A 17,633-nucleotide genomic window follows, 5' to 3' on the forward strand; every position below is an offset into this window, starting at 1 on the left:
ACCAGTACCTGTATTGCTTGGGGCTCCATTAGAATCACTCGACGGTTGGTTATTATCACCAGTACCTGTATTGCTTGTCTTAGGATCTTCCGTTTCTTTGGTTTCCTTAGGTTTCTTAGCTTCCTTAAAATATATTTTTCCAGCTCGTGTGTTCTTTACCGCAGTTTGACATTTTTGATTTTTCAACTGATTGTACATCTGCTCAAATTGCGACTTACCATTCTCTGAGTTTATCCATTCTTTAGCAGCTGGTGTATTTAACCATCTAATAACGGCATGCTCCCACACATAGCCATTGCGCACACTGTTGAGCCAGTTTTGCCACTGTTTACTCTGCATCCATTCTTTGCCAACTTTTGTTGTTAGCCACACACCAGCAGCTTTTGAGGATATAAATTGCGATAAGTCGGAATCATAATACCAGAAGTTGGAATCATCATGATTATCCATATTTTCAATATGCTCAAGAATGAGATCTTGTAAACCTCTACTATTTTTAATAAATTCTAAAGTTACATTTTTATTTAACCACTGGATAAAAATTGACCTCATCTCCCCTTTTGAATCGACCTGCCACTGACTGCCATCATAAGTCTGTAGCCATTGTATTCCTGTATCACTTGCCAACCAAAGTCCACCCACATAAGTAGATAAAAATTGATCTAAATCAGATGCATACCAATAGCCCGAGATTGTATTTGCTGCCTTGACTTTCTCAAGTAGTACTTTTTCCATTTCTTTTGCGACTTTACTGGCTTCGTTAAGGTTCTCATTATGTATAATATCCTTTGCCACACTATGACCATTTTTATTCCCATCCAAAAGACTTAATCTATCTTGACCTTCTGCAGCCGTAAGCCACTGAGAACCTTGTGGACTCAATAACCAATCAATACCACTTTTGGTATACAACCATTTTTGCCCTGCTTTTGTTATTAGCACTTTATCCAAGGGTGATTGAAAGCTAGTGCAAGCATTGAATGCTGATTGAGTTACTTGAAGAACTGCTAATCCAGCTATTGCCATTGCAGTGCCTGCACCAAGTTTTTGTTTCACGCCACCATCATAGTATTTGTAGCCGGCAACACCACCAACTCCTGATACTCCATAACCAAGAATAGTCGAGAAATTTGGCCATCCTTTAGTATCTGGATAATTCAAGTTAAGCGCTTTTTGATCCGAGAGAGAATTTACTTTTGCAGTCATTGATTTCTCCCCTTGAGGTTCTGACATCCAAGCTTTTGCATCTTCTGTATCTAACCAATCGTTAACGACCGACGAATTTGATAAAAACCAGTTATGACCAACATGGCTTACTAGCCAAGCTTTCCCTTCAGTTGATCGAAGCCACAAATGGCCTTCATGCATAGATAGCAGCCGATCTAATTCATTTTTATGATATGTTTGTTTTGTTACTTTATCATTAAACTCTTGATCTAATACCCCATCATGCAAAGAATAGCTAGCTGGAACTTCATTAGTGTTAATATTATCGCTATAACCGATACTAGTCATACCCATTAAACCCGATAATACATAAACATATACACTTTTTTTTCTCATGTTATTTTTTCCTTATTATGTGTTAAAAAAACTTGCTCTAAATGTCAGCGAAAAACTTCCGACATACTTTTCACTGTTTGAACCCAATTTAATAAGATCGCCCCCACTACCTTTGACATACACAGTAAATGGCATTGTGCTCTCACCAAAAGAAGTGCTGCTGTTAACCCTAATTGTCTGGTTAGCTAAATGATCACTACAAGGATCCATGTTACGATCAATTGCTAGGCAAACCTGATACTTTATTTTACAAGCTGGACATTTCCCCTCCTTATTATCTGCTGGAACTAAAGCACAAGCTCCAGAATCATCTTGATTATGACAAGTCAGTGAAACATCAAGTCTATTACTATGCGCTAGTGACACTTGACCTTTTATTTCTTGTGATGTAAAAACAGGTAGCCTGTCATTATTAAGCGTAAGCTGCCCTATATTTAAATATGTGCTCGACAAATCAACTTTAACCGCTGGCATTGTCCTAGTGTCAAGCGTTAAATTAAACTGAACCTGTTGTGATGGAGGTGAACTCCCAACGGATACAATTGCTAAGAGTATTCCACTTAAAAAAATAATCGTTTTTCGCATCATTGCTACCACCTAATAGTCTACTGAAACATTACAAGTAAGCATCCCTTTATAGACACTGCTTTGATTAGGTATATCCCGCTTGTGAATTAAAAGTAAAACTTCAGTACCTTGTTGTGGTACTTTCTTCTTACGATTTAGAGTTAATGGCACCGCTTTATTCTCTATGCAAAGGAAACGATGCGCAGTAATCGTATTTGAAGTATTACTCATTGTCGATTCACCACATTCTATGGAATATTTAGGATCAGGAATATTGCTTGAAAAGCTTATTGTTGGCGATTTACCTGCATAAACATAGTCAGACTCATTAGCTACCGAACAGTTTTGGGTAACCGCCTTTACTTGTGATGTGAAATTAATACTGTTGCTATCATTGACGTCAACAGTAAACCAAGGCTCCACTTCAAGTGTGCTATCAATGGTAATCTCGGCTTTATTGGAATCATATTGATTAGAAGCGGTACAACCTAAAGGAAATAGCAAAAGTACTGCCCATTTTATTATTATTTTATTCATCTCAACCTTCCTGAAAATCTGCCGTCAGTACAAGCACCGTCTTATTTTTGTACGTGCCGGGCTTTGCCTGTTTAACCGCAGCTGCAGCCGCAAGTAAATCGACATTTAGTTCATTGGAAGCCCGTATAGCGATAGATTGATTTTGATCCGTCTGCGGCTTCAATTCCTGATCATTTATTTTCAATGTCAATGGAATGCGGTTTTTTGCATCACTATCTTTCAAAGTACATCTACCTTGATCACTGTCACAGCTTTTAAGTTTGACTATAACGTTATTGGCATTAGTAACATAAGCCACATTAACCGTTGCACTATAGTCACCAGAACTATTATTTTGTTTGAGTGTGGTTGCATATGTCGAGTTCCCTGCACTTATATAGGGCAAAAAGTTAAGTTTTAATTGCAGTGGGGTATTAACTATAATTTCTTTATAATTACCTGTAAGCGACCTATTTCCTTTACTATCTATGTTTTTAGAATATTCGGCAAGCGAAATACTTCCACTAATCTTTATCTGACCTTCGCACTTGTTAGTACCTAGCGAATTAAACATCTCAATATTATCTAATTCAACATATAGTTTACTAATTGTATAATTCGTTTGACTGATAAGGTGAAACTCCTTGGCTTGATCTTCTGGCTTAAGATTCTTCCCACCAATCGAAAAACTATTACTATCAGAATAAAGTCTACCACTCAACTCATTACTGCCACATTTTATTGTAAAAGATTGAAACAAGAGATGATCGTAATAATCTGAACAAACCCTATTGTAGGCGTCAGTCCAAGTACAAACATACTGAAAGAAACCATTCAAATCTATTCCTAGCGTCCCAGATAAAGAAAGTTTTTCAGCAGAAAAACTCAGTTTTTTGTCAAACTCTTTTAGAGTAAATTCATTACCATTATTAGTTTTGCTAATACTTTTATTTAAAAAATCCACATCAACACTTACCACACTGGCATTTACACTACTTATTAGTAAATATCCAATCAATATACTAGAACATTTTCTTACCATCACACACCTCAACACGTAAATGCACCAACCCAATAACCAGGTTGAGCACTTGTTATTTCATTTGCATTTAAATCATAAGCACATTTCTCGGCTTTCGTTGCAATCGTTAACGCAGGTTTTACCTTACTCACACTTGTGACAAAAAATCCTGACTCATCGCTATAAGTTGCGATATCACCATAGCTTGATATTTTGGCGCCGCGAATCGGATTGCCCTTGTTATCAACCACTTGACCAACAACCTCAACCACTGCAAATGCTGCTCTTGACAGATAATAAACAGAACCAGGATAAAGACTAACAAACTCATGCTTATCTGAATACTTAAGTAATTGCGACTCATCTTGATGATCACTCAATGAGACCTTGTATTGTTTATAATGGGGCAATGCAATGAAGTTATCTCCCTTATAAATCGGATAACTGACACCATTAATCTGCGCTGCCATCTTATGTTTTTTATCTTCTGTATCCAGATGAATAATCACGCCCGATTTACTACGATGTTCATTGTGCAGCGCGACACTTTGTGGCGTGAGACTTATGCCACCATACAAACTACCTGAGGCAGAATAGTTCTCATGATGATCTTGACTAACCACCGACGTTGCTAAATCACCTTGCAAATAACTTGAGGTGAGATTAGTTGACAACATACCACTGGCATAATTTTTACGATAATCAACATTGGCATTGACATATTTTATATGCTGATTCTCCACATTTGGTCTTAAGCTTAAGCCATTTGAAATCTGCTTATCACTCGGTGAATAACGCAAGTAATCACTCAGCGTATTACCGCTACCAAATCTATAAGAAACATTGAGCATAAAGGCATAATTATTCTGCTTCTCTCCTTCTCCTTGGAAACTTCTAGAATAACTTATCGATGCATTAACGTACCAGTTATGTCGCTGATACAACGTATGAAAATACGACGCATTGAGATTATCTCTCTTCGTATGAAAACTATAACTATAAGTACCCGAGATTGACCCCAACTTGATCGGCTCTAAATTTAGATAAGGTGATAGCCCAATTCTATTGTAACGTGATTTAAATGGGCTATACGCATTCTGACTTTTGCTGTTTGTATTGTACCAAGCACTCATTGAAAAATATCTAAAATAGCTATTAGACAACTGCAGGTTATAACCATAGTTAGCGCCTGAGTCTAGAGCTACTGTTTGCGTTATTTGTGTATTTAAAGGCAAATAAATTTCGGTATCCCATTCAGCAACTGCCAAGTTATTTACCCCATAACCACCAAAATTCATAATCGTTGTCTTATTGATCGCGCTTGCAAAACTACCTCCCAAGTAAGGTGCCTTGATTGCTGTTTTTTGATTCTTGGCGACAATACCTAACCATACACGATAGTTTTGATTATTATCATGAAGCTTTGATAAAGACGAGGGTTTATTGATCATCGCTGTCTTTGTTTGAACGACTTGACCTGCCTCAGTAATCTCAATTCTGATAGGGTAAATGCCACTTGGAAAACTCTCTGTTTGTAATAAGTGATTGCCTGCACTGAAATTCTGCACCGAAATCAAGCGACCATCTTTGTAGACATTGACTACTGAATTGGCATTAATAAACAAAGGTATTGGAATAAGTGATGCTTTTTGCGATGACAATGATAAATTATCAGAGCTACCTAGCTCGCCAATCACACCTGTGCCATTAAACGCATAATTCAAGCTATACGTATTCTGACCACTGTAAAAATTAGCATTGTTAAAATAACCTACACGTGAATACATAGTCTCTTTATCATATTGCCAATAGACATTATTCACTCGCACATCACTGCGTCGACGGTTTTTCTGCAAAAACACACTACTATTTAAATGCTGACGACCATAGCCTGTGGCATTATCAAGCTCAAGATAATAATTGGTGTCACGATGATCTGCATAATTAAAGTTAAATCGATAACCGAAGAATGAGCTTAGATGACTAACCTCGGGCGCGCTAAGATATTTATCATTTTGCTGCGACTGATAGCTAAATGCTTCAGCTGGCAACCATAACTTCAAACGTATACTATTTAAATCTAATTGCATCATCATAAAAGGTAAATTGCGCTGACACAAACCGTTTTGCTCCCATAGAGGCAAGCAATCAACGGCTTGATTGGGGTCCACCCCTTGGCTCAATAATTGCTTTAGGATCAATCGCACCTCTTCCTTCAGGCGAACACTGGCACGATCAAACAAATCATTTGACTCAAGGAAAATCTTACCTTTATCTAGTCGAATCATATGCTGCCCCAATTCAACGCCTAATATAGAGACATCGACTTCAATAGCATCAGCTAATTGTGAATCAAAGTCTTCTGGGATCGTTTCCAGACCTTCAATGCCTTTTTTGAATTTAGGATCCAAAGAAACAGGAGAGTTCGCCGTCACAGGCAAGGGCAATAACGCTATCCACAAAAATGGCACAAGCCGTTTAAGCTTTTTTAGTGTCATATAAAGACTCTCCGCATTATACTTTTTATCATTAGAAAACTCGCCATAATAAAATCACAGATCAAGACAATAAATGGTATGAGGTTTACTAATGCATGAATTATGCTTTGCATTTAACTAGAAATCACTTTCTATACTAAAAGTAAAGGTTCCTGTATATGTACCTGATGGATAGCTCGTAGAGCCATCTCCATAGGTTATCTCTAAATCTTTAGCATCATTTTGGCTTAGCGCAAACTTACTAGGCGTGTCATTAATCTCGGTAGTTCCGAGATGAAATACTACAGGGATTTTATCGGCACCCGATTCGATAACATATGAGGAACCATCCTTAGGTCCAGTACTAATTTTTATACCAATGTTTTCTGTTACACTCTCTGTCCACTCAATAAAGTTTCTAATTGTGTGACTGCCCCGTGTATCAGAAGCCTGCATCGAACTTTGAACATTAGAGCTCGAAGATGATATCTTAAATTTATCACCGAATTTTTTTGGACCTACAGTAATCTCAAGCTCAACATCATGAGTAGCATGCTCTTTTGCAGCGACAAAGGATGTACTACCCAATAGCGCGGTCATAACACCTGCAAGTAAGATTTTCTTAGTTTTTAACATAACATTCTCCTTTTGGTTTGATAATATAAGCTCTAACCTTTAGGCAAGTGGAAACCTTACCCAGATAGGCTAAAACTTACGTTTGATAAAATTGAAATAACACCTAATTAGACAACTGAATACTTTTGCTTCTGCGTACTTTTGCCATTTTCAAAAACCTCAATCTCAACATTATTAGCAAATGGCACTGTTTTTATTATTTTAGGCGTCGATGGATATATTTTGTATCTTTGTTCAAATGTATCGTTAGCATCACAATACAGAGCTTTCAAATCAGTAGACAACTTCTGTCGCTCCTCTTTTGGTTTACACTTTGCTTTGACGACAACCTCAATCAATGCATTACCATCATTGTGAATTTCAAGAGCCTCTTCTTTGGATTTGACATAGGTCTTATAGACGGCATTTTGCGGCTGAACCACTAATATACTCGAGAATCCGATCATAATACCAACACCTGCAGATATCTCACCATCTGCCAACAATTCTTTGTCAGTAATTGCAAACCCATCTTCTTTCTTCGGTAATACTGGCATTATACTGACGCGGTAATAACTAATCTGATCTTTACTCCTGCCTTTGGGATGGTAAAAGCGAATATTTTTGGAGCGACCTGGAGGAATAATAAGTCTACTTGGAGTTACAAACAATCTTTCTGCCATTTCCTTGGAAGAAAGTAGTTTCTCAACTTTGTTCTCAGATAAAGGATTCGTCACCTCTAGCAACTCAATTTTAACATACGCCGTCTTGCTTGAGTCATTATTATAAATAGTCTTTGAAAACATAGGCTTATCTTCAGACCAAATATCATAAAGACTATTCAAATCAATACTTGCAAATGCCACACTTGTCATACTTAAAGCGCCTATTAATATAATGTTTTTTATTAAGCGAATTACTATCATTACGTTCCTCATTTTAGGTTGTACTTACATTTAAATTGATATGACATAACTAAACATTTGTCTGAAAACTTGAGAGGAAGTCTAACGCATAGCAACTGCAGTTTTGTACACACAAGATGAATAATAATGAATCTAAAATAAACAAAATGTATCGATAATTGTTACATCCAACTTTATATGGTTCTTAACTGTATTAACAGCTCCCTAAAAGCATCAACCATTCCCTAAAAGCACTAACCGTTCCCTGAGCGAAGTCGAAGGGAAAAATACAACCACATGGCTTCGACTGACGCTCAGCCTGCGAGAGTGACAAAACCATTTGATTCTTTGTTGCTATTTCTAAACACCCTATTCTTTGCTACACTTTGCAATCATTACACTTTTACCTAAAGCGCTGTCATTTGATGAAAAAATTACCAATAGGCTACTCCAGTCTGGCTGAAATGATTAATGGCAATACCATTTATGTTGATAAGACAAAACACATATACGACATTGCCAATAATGGCAAATACTACTTTCTATCTCGCCCGCGACGTTTTGGCAAAAGTCTGACGATTGATACGTTAAAGCAGTTATTTCTTGGTAAACGCGCGCTTTTTAAAGGTTTATATATCGAAGACAAATGGGATTTTGATGAGACATTTCCTGTAATACATCTAAGCTTTGGGCGCTCTAAATCGGTATTTTCTGAAACATCATTGCTACAATGGGTCACGCGCCAGTTGAGTGACAATGCCAAACTTTACGATATTGAGCTAGATACCAACGCGCACTACGACCTGCAACTTGACCAACTGATTAAAGCACTCTATCAAAAACATAAACAACGCGTGGTATTTCTAGTTGATGAATATGACAAACCGATCCTTGATATAATTAGTGACTCTAAGCAAGCCACTAGAAACCGTGAAATATTAAAAGGGCTTTATAGTGTGATCAAAGACAATGATCACTGTTTGCACTTTGTTTTCTTAACGGGTGTCTCAAAATTTTCAAAAGTCAGTCTATTTAGCGGCTTAAACAACTTAAAGGATATCTCGTTTCATTATCGCTATGCAGATTTATGTGGTTATACCCAACAGGAGCTTGAGACAAACTTTGGTGATTATCTCAAAGATGTCGATCTGGTTAAGCTAAAGATCTGGTATAACGGCTACAACTTTGCAGGTAGTGAATCACAAAAAGTGTATAATCCGTTTGATATTCTGCTTTTTTTTGACAATGCCAACAAATATCAAAGCTATTGGTTTGAAACAGGCACCCCCAGTTTCTTGGTGAAATTAATTAGCGAACGCCGCGATATTATTCCTGATCTTGAGCACTATGAGGCAACGCCTGATGCCTTAAATAGCATTGATGTCAACAACATGCCCATTGCTGCATTGATGTTACAAAGCGGTTATTTGACGATTAAAGAACAATTTCATTTCGGTCAAGATCTTTGGTATCGCTTGGATTACCCTAACTTTGAAGTCAAGACCGCTTTAAATAGACAACTTACCAAAATCGGTATCACACAAGAAGATGCCACCGCTAATCAACTTGCCATTAATCGCGCCTTATTAACAGATGATTGGCAGCAATTTAAAAAAGCAATTCAAAGCTTTTATAGCAGCATTCCCTATGATTATTACGCCAAAACACCATTGAGCCGTTATGAGGGCTATTATTGCGCGATTATTTACAGCTATTTCGCAGCCCTTGGTTATGAGGTAAAACTAGAAGATCACACCTCTGAAGGACGTATTGATATGTCGATTGTTATTCCAAATAATAAGGTGATTATTTTTGAGTTTAAAGTCGGCAATGGCGAAGATCTTGCGCAAAAAGCGCTGCAGCAAATTATTGATAAAGATTACGCAGTTAAATTCACTCATCTTAAGTTGCCCATATATCAAGTCGGCATTTCATTTGATCATAACAAGCGCACAATCAATGGTTTTGAGGTGGCTGAGCAATGAAAAAAGCGGTGTCTGGCATTGTTATTTTCTAATTCTCATCTTCTGTCAGTTTAAACGGAATATCCACCCATATCTCAGTACCTTGATCAACCACACTGGTTATCCCATACGTGCCATTTAACTGATCTAGGTTGCGCTTAACCATATTCAAACCAAACCCAGTACCATGTACTTCACTTTTACGATGCCTTTCAGCGCGATAACCCATCTTGAAAATATCATCTTTATCTTCTTTGGCAATACCAACACCTGTGTCAGCAACTTTAATTCTCAATAATATATTCTCTTTATTACGTTCAATTATTTTCACAATGACCTCAATTTTACCCTCATGCGTATACTTAACTGAATTGGATAACAAGTTGCGTATTATCTGCATAAGCTTGATGTAGTCACCATAAAATCGAGGAATTTTTCTCGGTGTGAAATGGTGATCAAGGACAATATTACGTTCTCCAATTGCAAGCATTGCAATATTTAATTCCTGCTCAACCATTTTTTCAATATCGATACCAATAGAACACACGCTTTGTCCTTTAGGTTCTTTGGTATAAAGATATAGCTGATCTGTCATTTGCGATACTGCATTGAGTCCCTCCAATACCAGACTTAAACTTCGATGAAATAACTCATCCTTAATCTTGGTGCTCAGCTTTCTTAACAAGGCGATATTCGATAAAGCACCTGTAATCGGCGTTCGTAAATCATGATGAAAATTATGCACAAACTCTTGAATCCACGCTTTTTGCGCCTCAAGCTCATTTTTTTGCTGTTCTAATAATCTTTCATTTTCTTTACGTTCAGTGATATCAACCGATACACCAACTAAACCGATAACTTTTCCCTTCATGTTGATTAGACGGTTTTTTTTTGCCAGATATTCAGTACTTCCCGTAGACTCCTCAAAAGTCATTGGTTCTCCTTGCCTTATAACTTGCTGATCGTTAGTGGATATCATCCTAGCACACCCTTTAGCTAAAATTTGTAGCTCACTATCATATCGCCCCACTACTTCAGCTTTGTTTTTGAACCCAAGTGCTTTAACATTGGGCAGATTGATACCCATAATTCTCCCTGCCAAATCCTTCCAATAAATATGTGCATCGACACTATCTATAACCTGCCTTAACATTAAAACTTCTTCTTTCAATGTATCATTTTCTTCTTGTAATTGATCAGCTCTACTTTTTATCTCATCGCGTATTATCGAATTCATCTATGCACCTCATACAAAGTAGCTAATTTGACATAATGCTGATATTTAATGTACTCATCTAAACGCTTGCAATAATATACTCATCAGCACCAATGAGATAAGCCGCAATAGCAACCGCTCCTAGTACAAAGATAAGTGTCGGAATTTCTCTTTTTACTCGCTTTATCCAGTCGTATAATTTAAACCCAACCTTAGCGCTATTATGACTAAATAAAGCCTCATATTTCGTCCAATTATTATCAATCTTCTCCATAATATTCATATGATCTGCGGCAACCTTAATAATCTTTAAAGATTTTAGGTACTTACCAGCATTATTATCTTTAATCTTATAACCAAGCTGTTGTGTGGCTTTAAAAAGAATCGCTCTAGTATGCTTGAGTTTACCTGTTGGCTTACACTTGCCAATCGCTATATCATACGCTTTATTTGCCAATACTTTTTGTGCATAGTCTGGCTCAAGATCTGCGACTTTCTGGTTAAGGAATTCATCGACAGTTTGCCCCCCTTTATCAGGATCAAAGTGTGGATGATATTGTAATGCACGCCCATAAGGAATATGCGAATCTAAAAGGATTAATCTCACATTAGTGTGCCCTTGTTGTTCAAGCCAATACGCCATCTCTAAAGCAATCAGTCCACCTAATGACCAACCAACCAAGGTTAATTGATCGGCATTGTTGACAATGGAGTTTAATCTCAAATAACACAAATATTGCTGTGCGATTTCTGACAAGCTCTCAATTTTATTGTCATTTTCAAAGTTATAATTTTCAATACCAACACAAAGATGTGCCGTAGAGAGTTTGTCGACTAATGTTTGATAGACCTCACAACCAGCAAAAGCAGGGTGAACAAAACAAAAGACATGTTGACTGACTTTGGTTTGCGACAATATCTTAAGGTGCTCTTTTGTAGTTGATGTACAATCTCGCACAATATTAGCGATTGTTTTTAATCTAAAAATATCTGCAACCGTTAGCTTACACTTTAATATTTTTGACATACGATAGGCAGTTGTAATAGCTAAAACAGAATTGCCACCTAATTTAAAAAAGTCATCATGCATACCAACTAATCTAATATCTAATACACTTTGCCAAAGTTCACAGAGTGCTTTCTCTGTATTTGATACGGGCTTGATATATTGCTGACTGACAAAATTGGGCTCTGGCAAAGCACTTTGATCTACCTTACCGTTAATCGTCATTGGCAGGCTGGACAACTCAATCAAAAATGAAGGCAACATATACCCTGGTAAAAATGCACTAAGTTCCTTGTATATAATTTCTTTTGTCAAACCAGTAGGGTTACCTTTACTTAATACGTAATAGGCGACAATGTAGTTGTCAGCTTGCTGGTTTTTCTTAGCGACAACACAACCCTGACTGACCCCAGAAATGCGTGTCAATCTTGTCTCAACTTCACCCAGTTCAATTCTATATCCTCTAATTTTAAGCTGTGAGTCAACTCTTCCTATATACTCTAATTCTGCATTATCAAGCCAACGAGCCAAATCTCCAGTTCTGTAAATTCGTTCAAACCCCTTTTTCATAGACACTTCATTATAAAACGGATTTTTCATAAAGTATTTATTCGTCAAATCCGGATTGTTGTAATATCCGCGTGATAACCCCTCACCTGCAACGTAAATCTCGCCGACAACACCAACTGGCATCGGTTTCATATGCTTATCAAGAATATAAACGTTCATGTCAGTAAGCGCTTTACCAATTAAAGAATTATTGCATTGTGTCAAATCATCACACATTTGTTTATAAGAAACATGGACTGTAGCTTCTGTAATACCATACATGTTAATGACTTTTGGTGACGGGCGCCCTTGCACATTACAAAATTCCCACCATTGTTTTAGCTTATCTGGTGTCAATTTATCACCACCTAATACAATATATCGAAAACTTTCAAGGCTGTGACACCCTTCTGGTAAGAAACTCAAAAACTCCTGAAAGCGTAAAAACACTGCAGGTGTTTGATTAAATATACTAATCTTATAATCATTGCACAGCCTAAAAATCTCCGACACATCCAATACTTGTTCATTCGATGGTATAACAAGCATTCCGCCATAGGTTAATGCACCCCATAACTCCCAAACACTAAAATCAAATATATAATTATGATACATCATCCATCTGTCATTTTGATTAAAGTCAAAGTGCTGTGACGTTGCTTTGAAAAGCCTCACCAGACTATTGTGCGTTTGCATCACTCCCTTAGGCACACCCGTGGTACCTGAGGTGTAAATTACATAAGCAAGATTTTCTGGTTTACTATATGCTAATAAATTTTTGCTATCCCCTTGATAGCATTTATCTTGATCAACTAACACATAATGCAAACCCATCTCATTTTGGTTTAAAAGTGTCAACTGATTAAAGACTCTAGTCTGTGTAAGTACTAACTGACTTTGTGTGTCTGTCAACATATATTTTATGCGTTGATGAGGCAAATTTGGGTCGATCGGAACATAAGCAGCTCCTGCCTTAAGCACCGCGAGAATAGAAACAATCATTTCCAATGAGCGCTCAAGAAATAATGCAATCAATGTATCTGGCATTAATTCGTCACCGGTCGTCAATAAAAAAGATTGTCTTATATGACGCGCTAGCTGATTGCTTTTTATATTTAGTTCTTGATAAGTCAACTCCTCTTCCTCAAAAACAATCGCAATATTATTCGGGGTTCTCGCAACTTGATCCTCGAAAAGCTGATATATGGTTTTGTCTTTTGGAAAAGGTGCCTCTGTGCTATTCCAATCATAAACCACCTTCTGATAATCTTTAGCACTTAAAAGACTAATATCTAAAACTTTGTGATCAAGTGACTTTTCTAAGCCATCTAATAACACAGAGTAACTATCCAAAAGTGATTCAATAAAATACCGAGGATATCTGGCAGACTCAAACTCAACTCGACATAAAATCTGATCTTGCTTTAAATCTAGCTCAAAATAAAGCCCATGTTTGACATAGCCTGAATGTGAGTTATTTTGTGTTTGCCTATAGGGATAATGATATATTTCATTAGTTTCCAGATTGAACTGAACATCCGATAGCTGTAATACTTTGTCACGATCAATTGCCAGCAACTGATCATAAGGCAACGCCTGCTCGATCGATTCGATCACTTTCTTATGAGTATTGACAAGATGCTCTTTTAGCGTGTTCTTTTGGGTGAGGTTAACATCAATAATCACATTATTAATAAAGCATCCAACTACCGATTGACATTGCGGTACGTACATTCGCTCATCAACATTAGTAATCACTGCAAAATCTGATTGCTGAGATATCTTGGATAGCATTAGCGTAAACAAGCCATACAAGACTGAGTATTCACTAATCTTGAGTACATTGGCAACATGCTTGAGCTGATGCCTTACTTGCGTCCCCCAGTCACAACTTAACTGTTGCCCCTTAACATCCTCTGTCGTTTTTGAAAAACCCATATCAAGCGCTTGACATCTATCCAATTTTTGTTGCCAATACTTTATCTTTTGCTGCATATTCCGCTGATAATGGTCATTGAGCGACATTGACAATGCGGTGAAATCCACCATCGACTGTTTAACCAATGACCTTTTATCCTCTTGTAAACAAAGATACAAGTCAGGCAATATAATATTAATGAGCGATGTTGCATCCAAAAGTGCGTGAAAAAATGAAATAAATACATATTGCTTCGCGTCAACATCATCAAGTAGATAGAAGCGAATAAGCTTATCCTTTTCAATATCAAAGGGTGTCTGATCTATCTGCTTGCAAAATGACTCAAGTGTGTTTTTTTCATTCAGCTTAACATGCTGACACACGGCAGGCTGATCAAAATTTAAACGCCGATGTAACTTTCCTGCTTGCTTTTCTTCATAATAAGAACTATGTAGTAGTTCATACTTCGCCATCAGATAATCAACCGCAACTTTAAAGATCTTAAAACTAATACGTTCGACATACTCAATGGTGAAACTTTCGTTATAGATCAAAGGTGTGTTCGTTGCTAACACATGATTTAGAATACTTTTTTCAAAGTGGTGTAAATCATCTGATTGCATTTGAGTTTGTGACGGATGCTGCTTATATTGATCTTCAACATATTCTGAACACAGCAACTCCTTGATGGTTTTTCCCTTAATTAGATCTAAGGCATCAAAATGGCAACCGATCAATTGCTTCATTCGTACAACAACATCAATCGCCAAAATTGAATTACCGCCAAGCTGTAAAAAGTGATCTGTCACACCGACTTTATCGACATTCAAAACTCCTTGCCATATTTGGCAGACCTTATTTTCTCTCTCTGTTGATGGTGCAACATAGTCAACAACATCGATACTGATCTTAGGTAATGCCTTTCTATCCAATTTACCATTTGCCGTTAGCGGAAAATGCTCAAGCTTGACAATAAAACTTGGCACCATATACTCAGGCAAAAAGCGTTTGAGGTGCTCGATTATCTGTGAATTACTCATATGACAAGCCTGTTCTTGCGTATAATAGGCCACTAAAGTCTGATGCGCATTGCTCGCCACTGCAGGTTCTTTGACAATGACACAACATTGTCTAATGCCATTAAACTTAGATAAGACTTGCTCAATTTCACCCAACTCAATCCGAAAACCCCTTATCTTGACTTGCGAGTCGTTCCGCCCTAGATATTCAATCTCACCATCGGCTAACTCACGCACTAAATCACCTGTCTTGTACAGTCGATCATAGCCTAAGCTTTTTTCTATGCTGCTTGCAAAAGGATTGCTCATAAAAGCCTTTTCGCTGAGGTGAGGTAAATTCAAATAGCCATAAGCAAGACCTATTCCTGATATGTATAACTCGCCGACATTTCCTTTATCACACAATCGTAATTGCTCATCTAATACATAGAGTTTTATATTATCAATGGCTTTGCCGATGGTGACTTTTTTGTCTTGCGCACAATCATGAAAACTAACATCAATCGATGCTTCAGTTGGTCCATATAAATTATGTAAACTAATAGCTAAAAGATGCTCAAAGACCTCATAAAATCGATTTTTGATAGAATCGCTTAAAGCCTCTCCACTACAGAATATTCTGCGCAATGCGTATTTTGAGAGCATCTTATTTGCAAGCAAGTCTAAAAAAACGGATAGCATCGAAGGCACAAAATGTACGATAGTGACTTGTTCCTTAGTGATCATTTGATGAAGATAATCAACATCTTTATGGCCTTCGGGCTTTGCTATAACGGTTGTTGCACCGTACCAATTTGCCCACAAGAGTTCCCAAACAGACACATCAAAGCTATAAGGTGTCTTCTGCAACACCCTGTCGTTTGCACCAATCGGGTATTGCTTTTGCATCCATTGTATGCGGTTGACAACACCTTTGTGAGGCACCATCACACCTTTGGGATTACCCGTTGTTCCCGAGGTGTAGATAATATATGCAAGATCATCACCAGATAGGTCATTCTGAAGATTTTCGCTGCTATAGATTGCCGACTGGCTTAATTCATTCGCTTGAACCAAGCCATTATCATATCCCAATTGCTCTAGAGCTTGCGTATGCCATGTTTGTGTGAGCAACACCTTGGCGTTACTATCTTGCAGTATGTAGCGCACACGTTCATCTGGAAACGTGGGATCAATCGGAACATAGGCGCCACCTGCCTTCAATATTGCCAATATTGCAGTGACCATCTCAAATGACCGATCAAGATATAATGCTATTAACGTGCCTTTTTTAAAACTTTGACCAGCGCTATCTTCATAACATGCCCTGATTTTTCTTGCAAGTTGATTACTTCTACGATTAAGCACCTCATAACTCAAAGTCTCATCACCAAAAATCAAAGCAATTGCTTTTGGTGTTTTTTCTACTTGATGCTCAAATAATCGACTGATCACCCTGCTTTTTTCTACGACTAAATTGCTACTACGACTTTTCAGATTATTTACCAAAACGTTAACTTCCCTTAAAAAAATTGAACCTTACTATGACTTGTTATTCTTGGACGCGCATACACGATAGTATATGGCGGCAATCACAACCGTCACACACGCCACCATCCCTAGCATAAACCCTAATGCCAAAATCCAATCTTCGACTAGGAACCCATAAAGCACACAGACCAATTGAATCGCCAAAAAACCGATAAACGTCACAATCGATATATTCTCAGACGACTTGAGCTTGATGACTTTGATTGTCTGTGGCAAGAACAGTAATGCATTAATAAATAAACTCAACGCAAACATCATTTTCACAATATAGGCATACATAAATTTTATCAGTCCTGCTGTTAGCATCCCTTGTTAACTTCACAAAAATTTTATGCCAAGCTGCGGGGGATAGGGGCAACAGGGACACTGCCCAGACTAACAACTTGGCTATTGGCATTGTCACTGGATATCAACTGAACTTATACGCTCTAAACGTATCAAAAAGCATGTGATTGATACAAAACGATGCTCAAACGGACTGTTAAGTTAATGCGGTTAACGCTAAAGTAACAATTCGGCATAGTTAGGTTAATGGCACTACCTTGAAGTAGCTTGTAAATATAGGCTTTGCAATGACGTTAAATCAATCATCCCTGATAAAATGGATTGCCACGCATCCATGCTCGCAATGACACCCTCTGACTTGTCATCCGTAAGGCAAGATGGCGTGAGGATCCAATGCGGAGCTGCCATGGATGGTTAATGATCCTGCTAAAGGTAGTGCCATTGGAATATAGGTGACTTTTACTGCTAGGTAAAATATAAAC

The 17,633-nt window shown here is 37.6% G+C and carries 12 protein-coding genes; 1 reads left to right on the top strand and 11 read right to left on the bottom strand.

Going from position 1 to position 17,633, the window contains the following annotated elements; all coding sequences use genetic code 11:
- The 7 genes from ACTS4L_RS02930 to ACTS4L_RS02960 form a co-directional block, all read right to left on the bottom strand.
- Nucleotides 1-1,563, bottom strand: a 1,563-nt coding sequence (locus ACTS4L_RS02930; RefSeq protein WP_440651686.1) for a hypothetical protein, incomplete at its 3' end; no start/stop codon positions are given.
- Between the two features lie 15 nt (nucleotides 1,564-1,578).
- Entirely contained in the window at nucleotides 1,579-2,151 is a 573-nt protein-coding gene (locus ACTS4L_RS02935) for a hypothetical protein (protein ID WP_440615173.1), read from the bottom strand.
- A gap of 9 nt (nucleotides 2,152-2,160) precedes the next feature.
- On the bottom strand, nucleotides 2,161-2,667 hold the full coding sequence (locus ACTS4L_RS02940; RefSeq protein ID WP_440615174.1) for a hypothetical protein: 507 nt from the start codon (nucleotides 2,665-2,667) through the stop codon (nucleotides 2,161-2,163).
- 1 nt (nucleotide 2,668) lies between these two features.
- Nucleotides 2,669-3,688 carry a hypothetical protein gene (locus tag ACTS4L_RS02945; protein ID WP_440615175.1) on the bottom strand — a complete coding sequence of 340 codons (1,020 nt, stop codon included), beginning with the start codon at nucleotides 3,686-3,688 and terminating at the stop codon, nucleotides 2,669-2,671.
- An 8-nt stretch (nucleotides 3,689-3,696) separates the two neighbouring features.
- On the bottom strand, nucleotides 3,697-6,165 hold the full coding sequence (locus ACTS4L_RS02950; RefSeq protein ID WP_440615176.1) for a TcfC E-set like domain-containing protein: 2,469 nt from the start codon (nucleotides 6,163-6,165) through the stop codon (nucleotides 3,697-3,699).
- A gap of 117 nt (nucleotides 6,166-6,282) precedes the next feature.
- Nucleotides 6,283-6,780, bottom strand: coding sequence for a hypothetical protein (locus ACTS4L_RS02955; RefSeq protein WP_440615177.1), 498 nt, complete (start codon nucleotides 6,778-6,780; stop codon nucleotides 6,283-6,285).
- Between the two features lie 107 nt (nucleotides 6,781-6,887).
- A complete protein-coding gene (locus ACTS4L_RS02960) occupies nucleotides 6,888-7,634 on the bottom strand; it encodes a hypothetical protein (protein WP_440651688.1) in 747 nt (248 codons plus the stop codon).
- Nucleotides 7,635-8,089: 455 nt separating this feature from the next.
- Between ACTS4L_RS02960 and ACTS4L_RS02965 the strand changes: the two genes are divergently transcribed.
- Nucleotides 8,090-9,649, top strand: a complete 1,560-nt coding sequence (locus ACTS4L_RS02965) for an AAA family ATPase (RefSeq protein ID WP_440615179.1) — start codon at nucleotides 8,090-8,092, stop codon at nucleotides 9,647-9,649.
- 28 nt (nucleotides 9,650-9,677) lie between these two features.
- Here the strand turns inward: ACTS4L_RS02965 and ACTS4L_RS02970 are convergent, their stop codons facing one another.
- From ACTS4L_RS02970 to ACTS4L_RS02985, 4 genes are all read right to left on the bottom strand, one after another.
- Complete coding sequence (locus ACTS4L_RS02970; RefSeq protein ID WP_440615180.1) at nucleotides 9,678-10,865, bottom strand: ATP-binding protein; 1,188 nt, start codon at nucleotides 10,863-10,865, stop codon at nucleotides 9,678-9,680.
- A gap of 58 nt (nucleotides 10,866-10,923) precedes the next feature.
- Nucleotides 10,924-16,824, bottom strand: coding sequence for an amino acid adenylation domain-containing protein (locus tag ACTS4L_RS02975; protein WP_440615181.1), 5,901 nt, complete (start codon nucleotides 16,822-16,824; stop codon nucleotides 10,924-10,926).
- 33 nt (nucleotides 16,825-16,857) lie between these two features.
- On the bottom strand, nucleotides 16,858-17,172 hold the full coding sequence (locus ACTS4L_RS02980; protein WP_440615182.1) for a PQ-loop domain-containing transporter: 315 nt from the start codon (nucleotides 17,170-17,172) through the stop codon (nucleotides 16,858-16,860).
- A gap of 231 nt (nucleotides 17,173-17,403) precedes the next feature.
- Nucleotides 17,404-17,559: a hypothetical protein gene (locus ACTS4L_RS02985; protein WP_440615183.1), complete on the bottom strand. Its 156-nt coding sequence runs from the start codon at nucleotides 17,557-17,559 to the stop codon at nucleotides 17,404-17,406.
- Between the last annotated feature and the right edge of the window lie 74 nt (nucleotides 17,560-17,633).

It is taken from the genome of Cysteiniphilum sp. 19S12-1 (genome assembly GCF_052030685.1).
Taxonomy (GTDB): domain Bacteria; phylum Pseudomonadota; class Gammaproteobacteria; order Francisellales; family Francisellaceae; genus Caedibacter.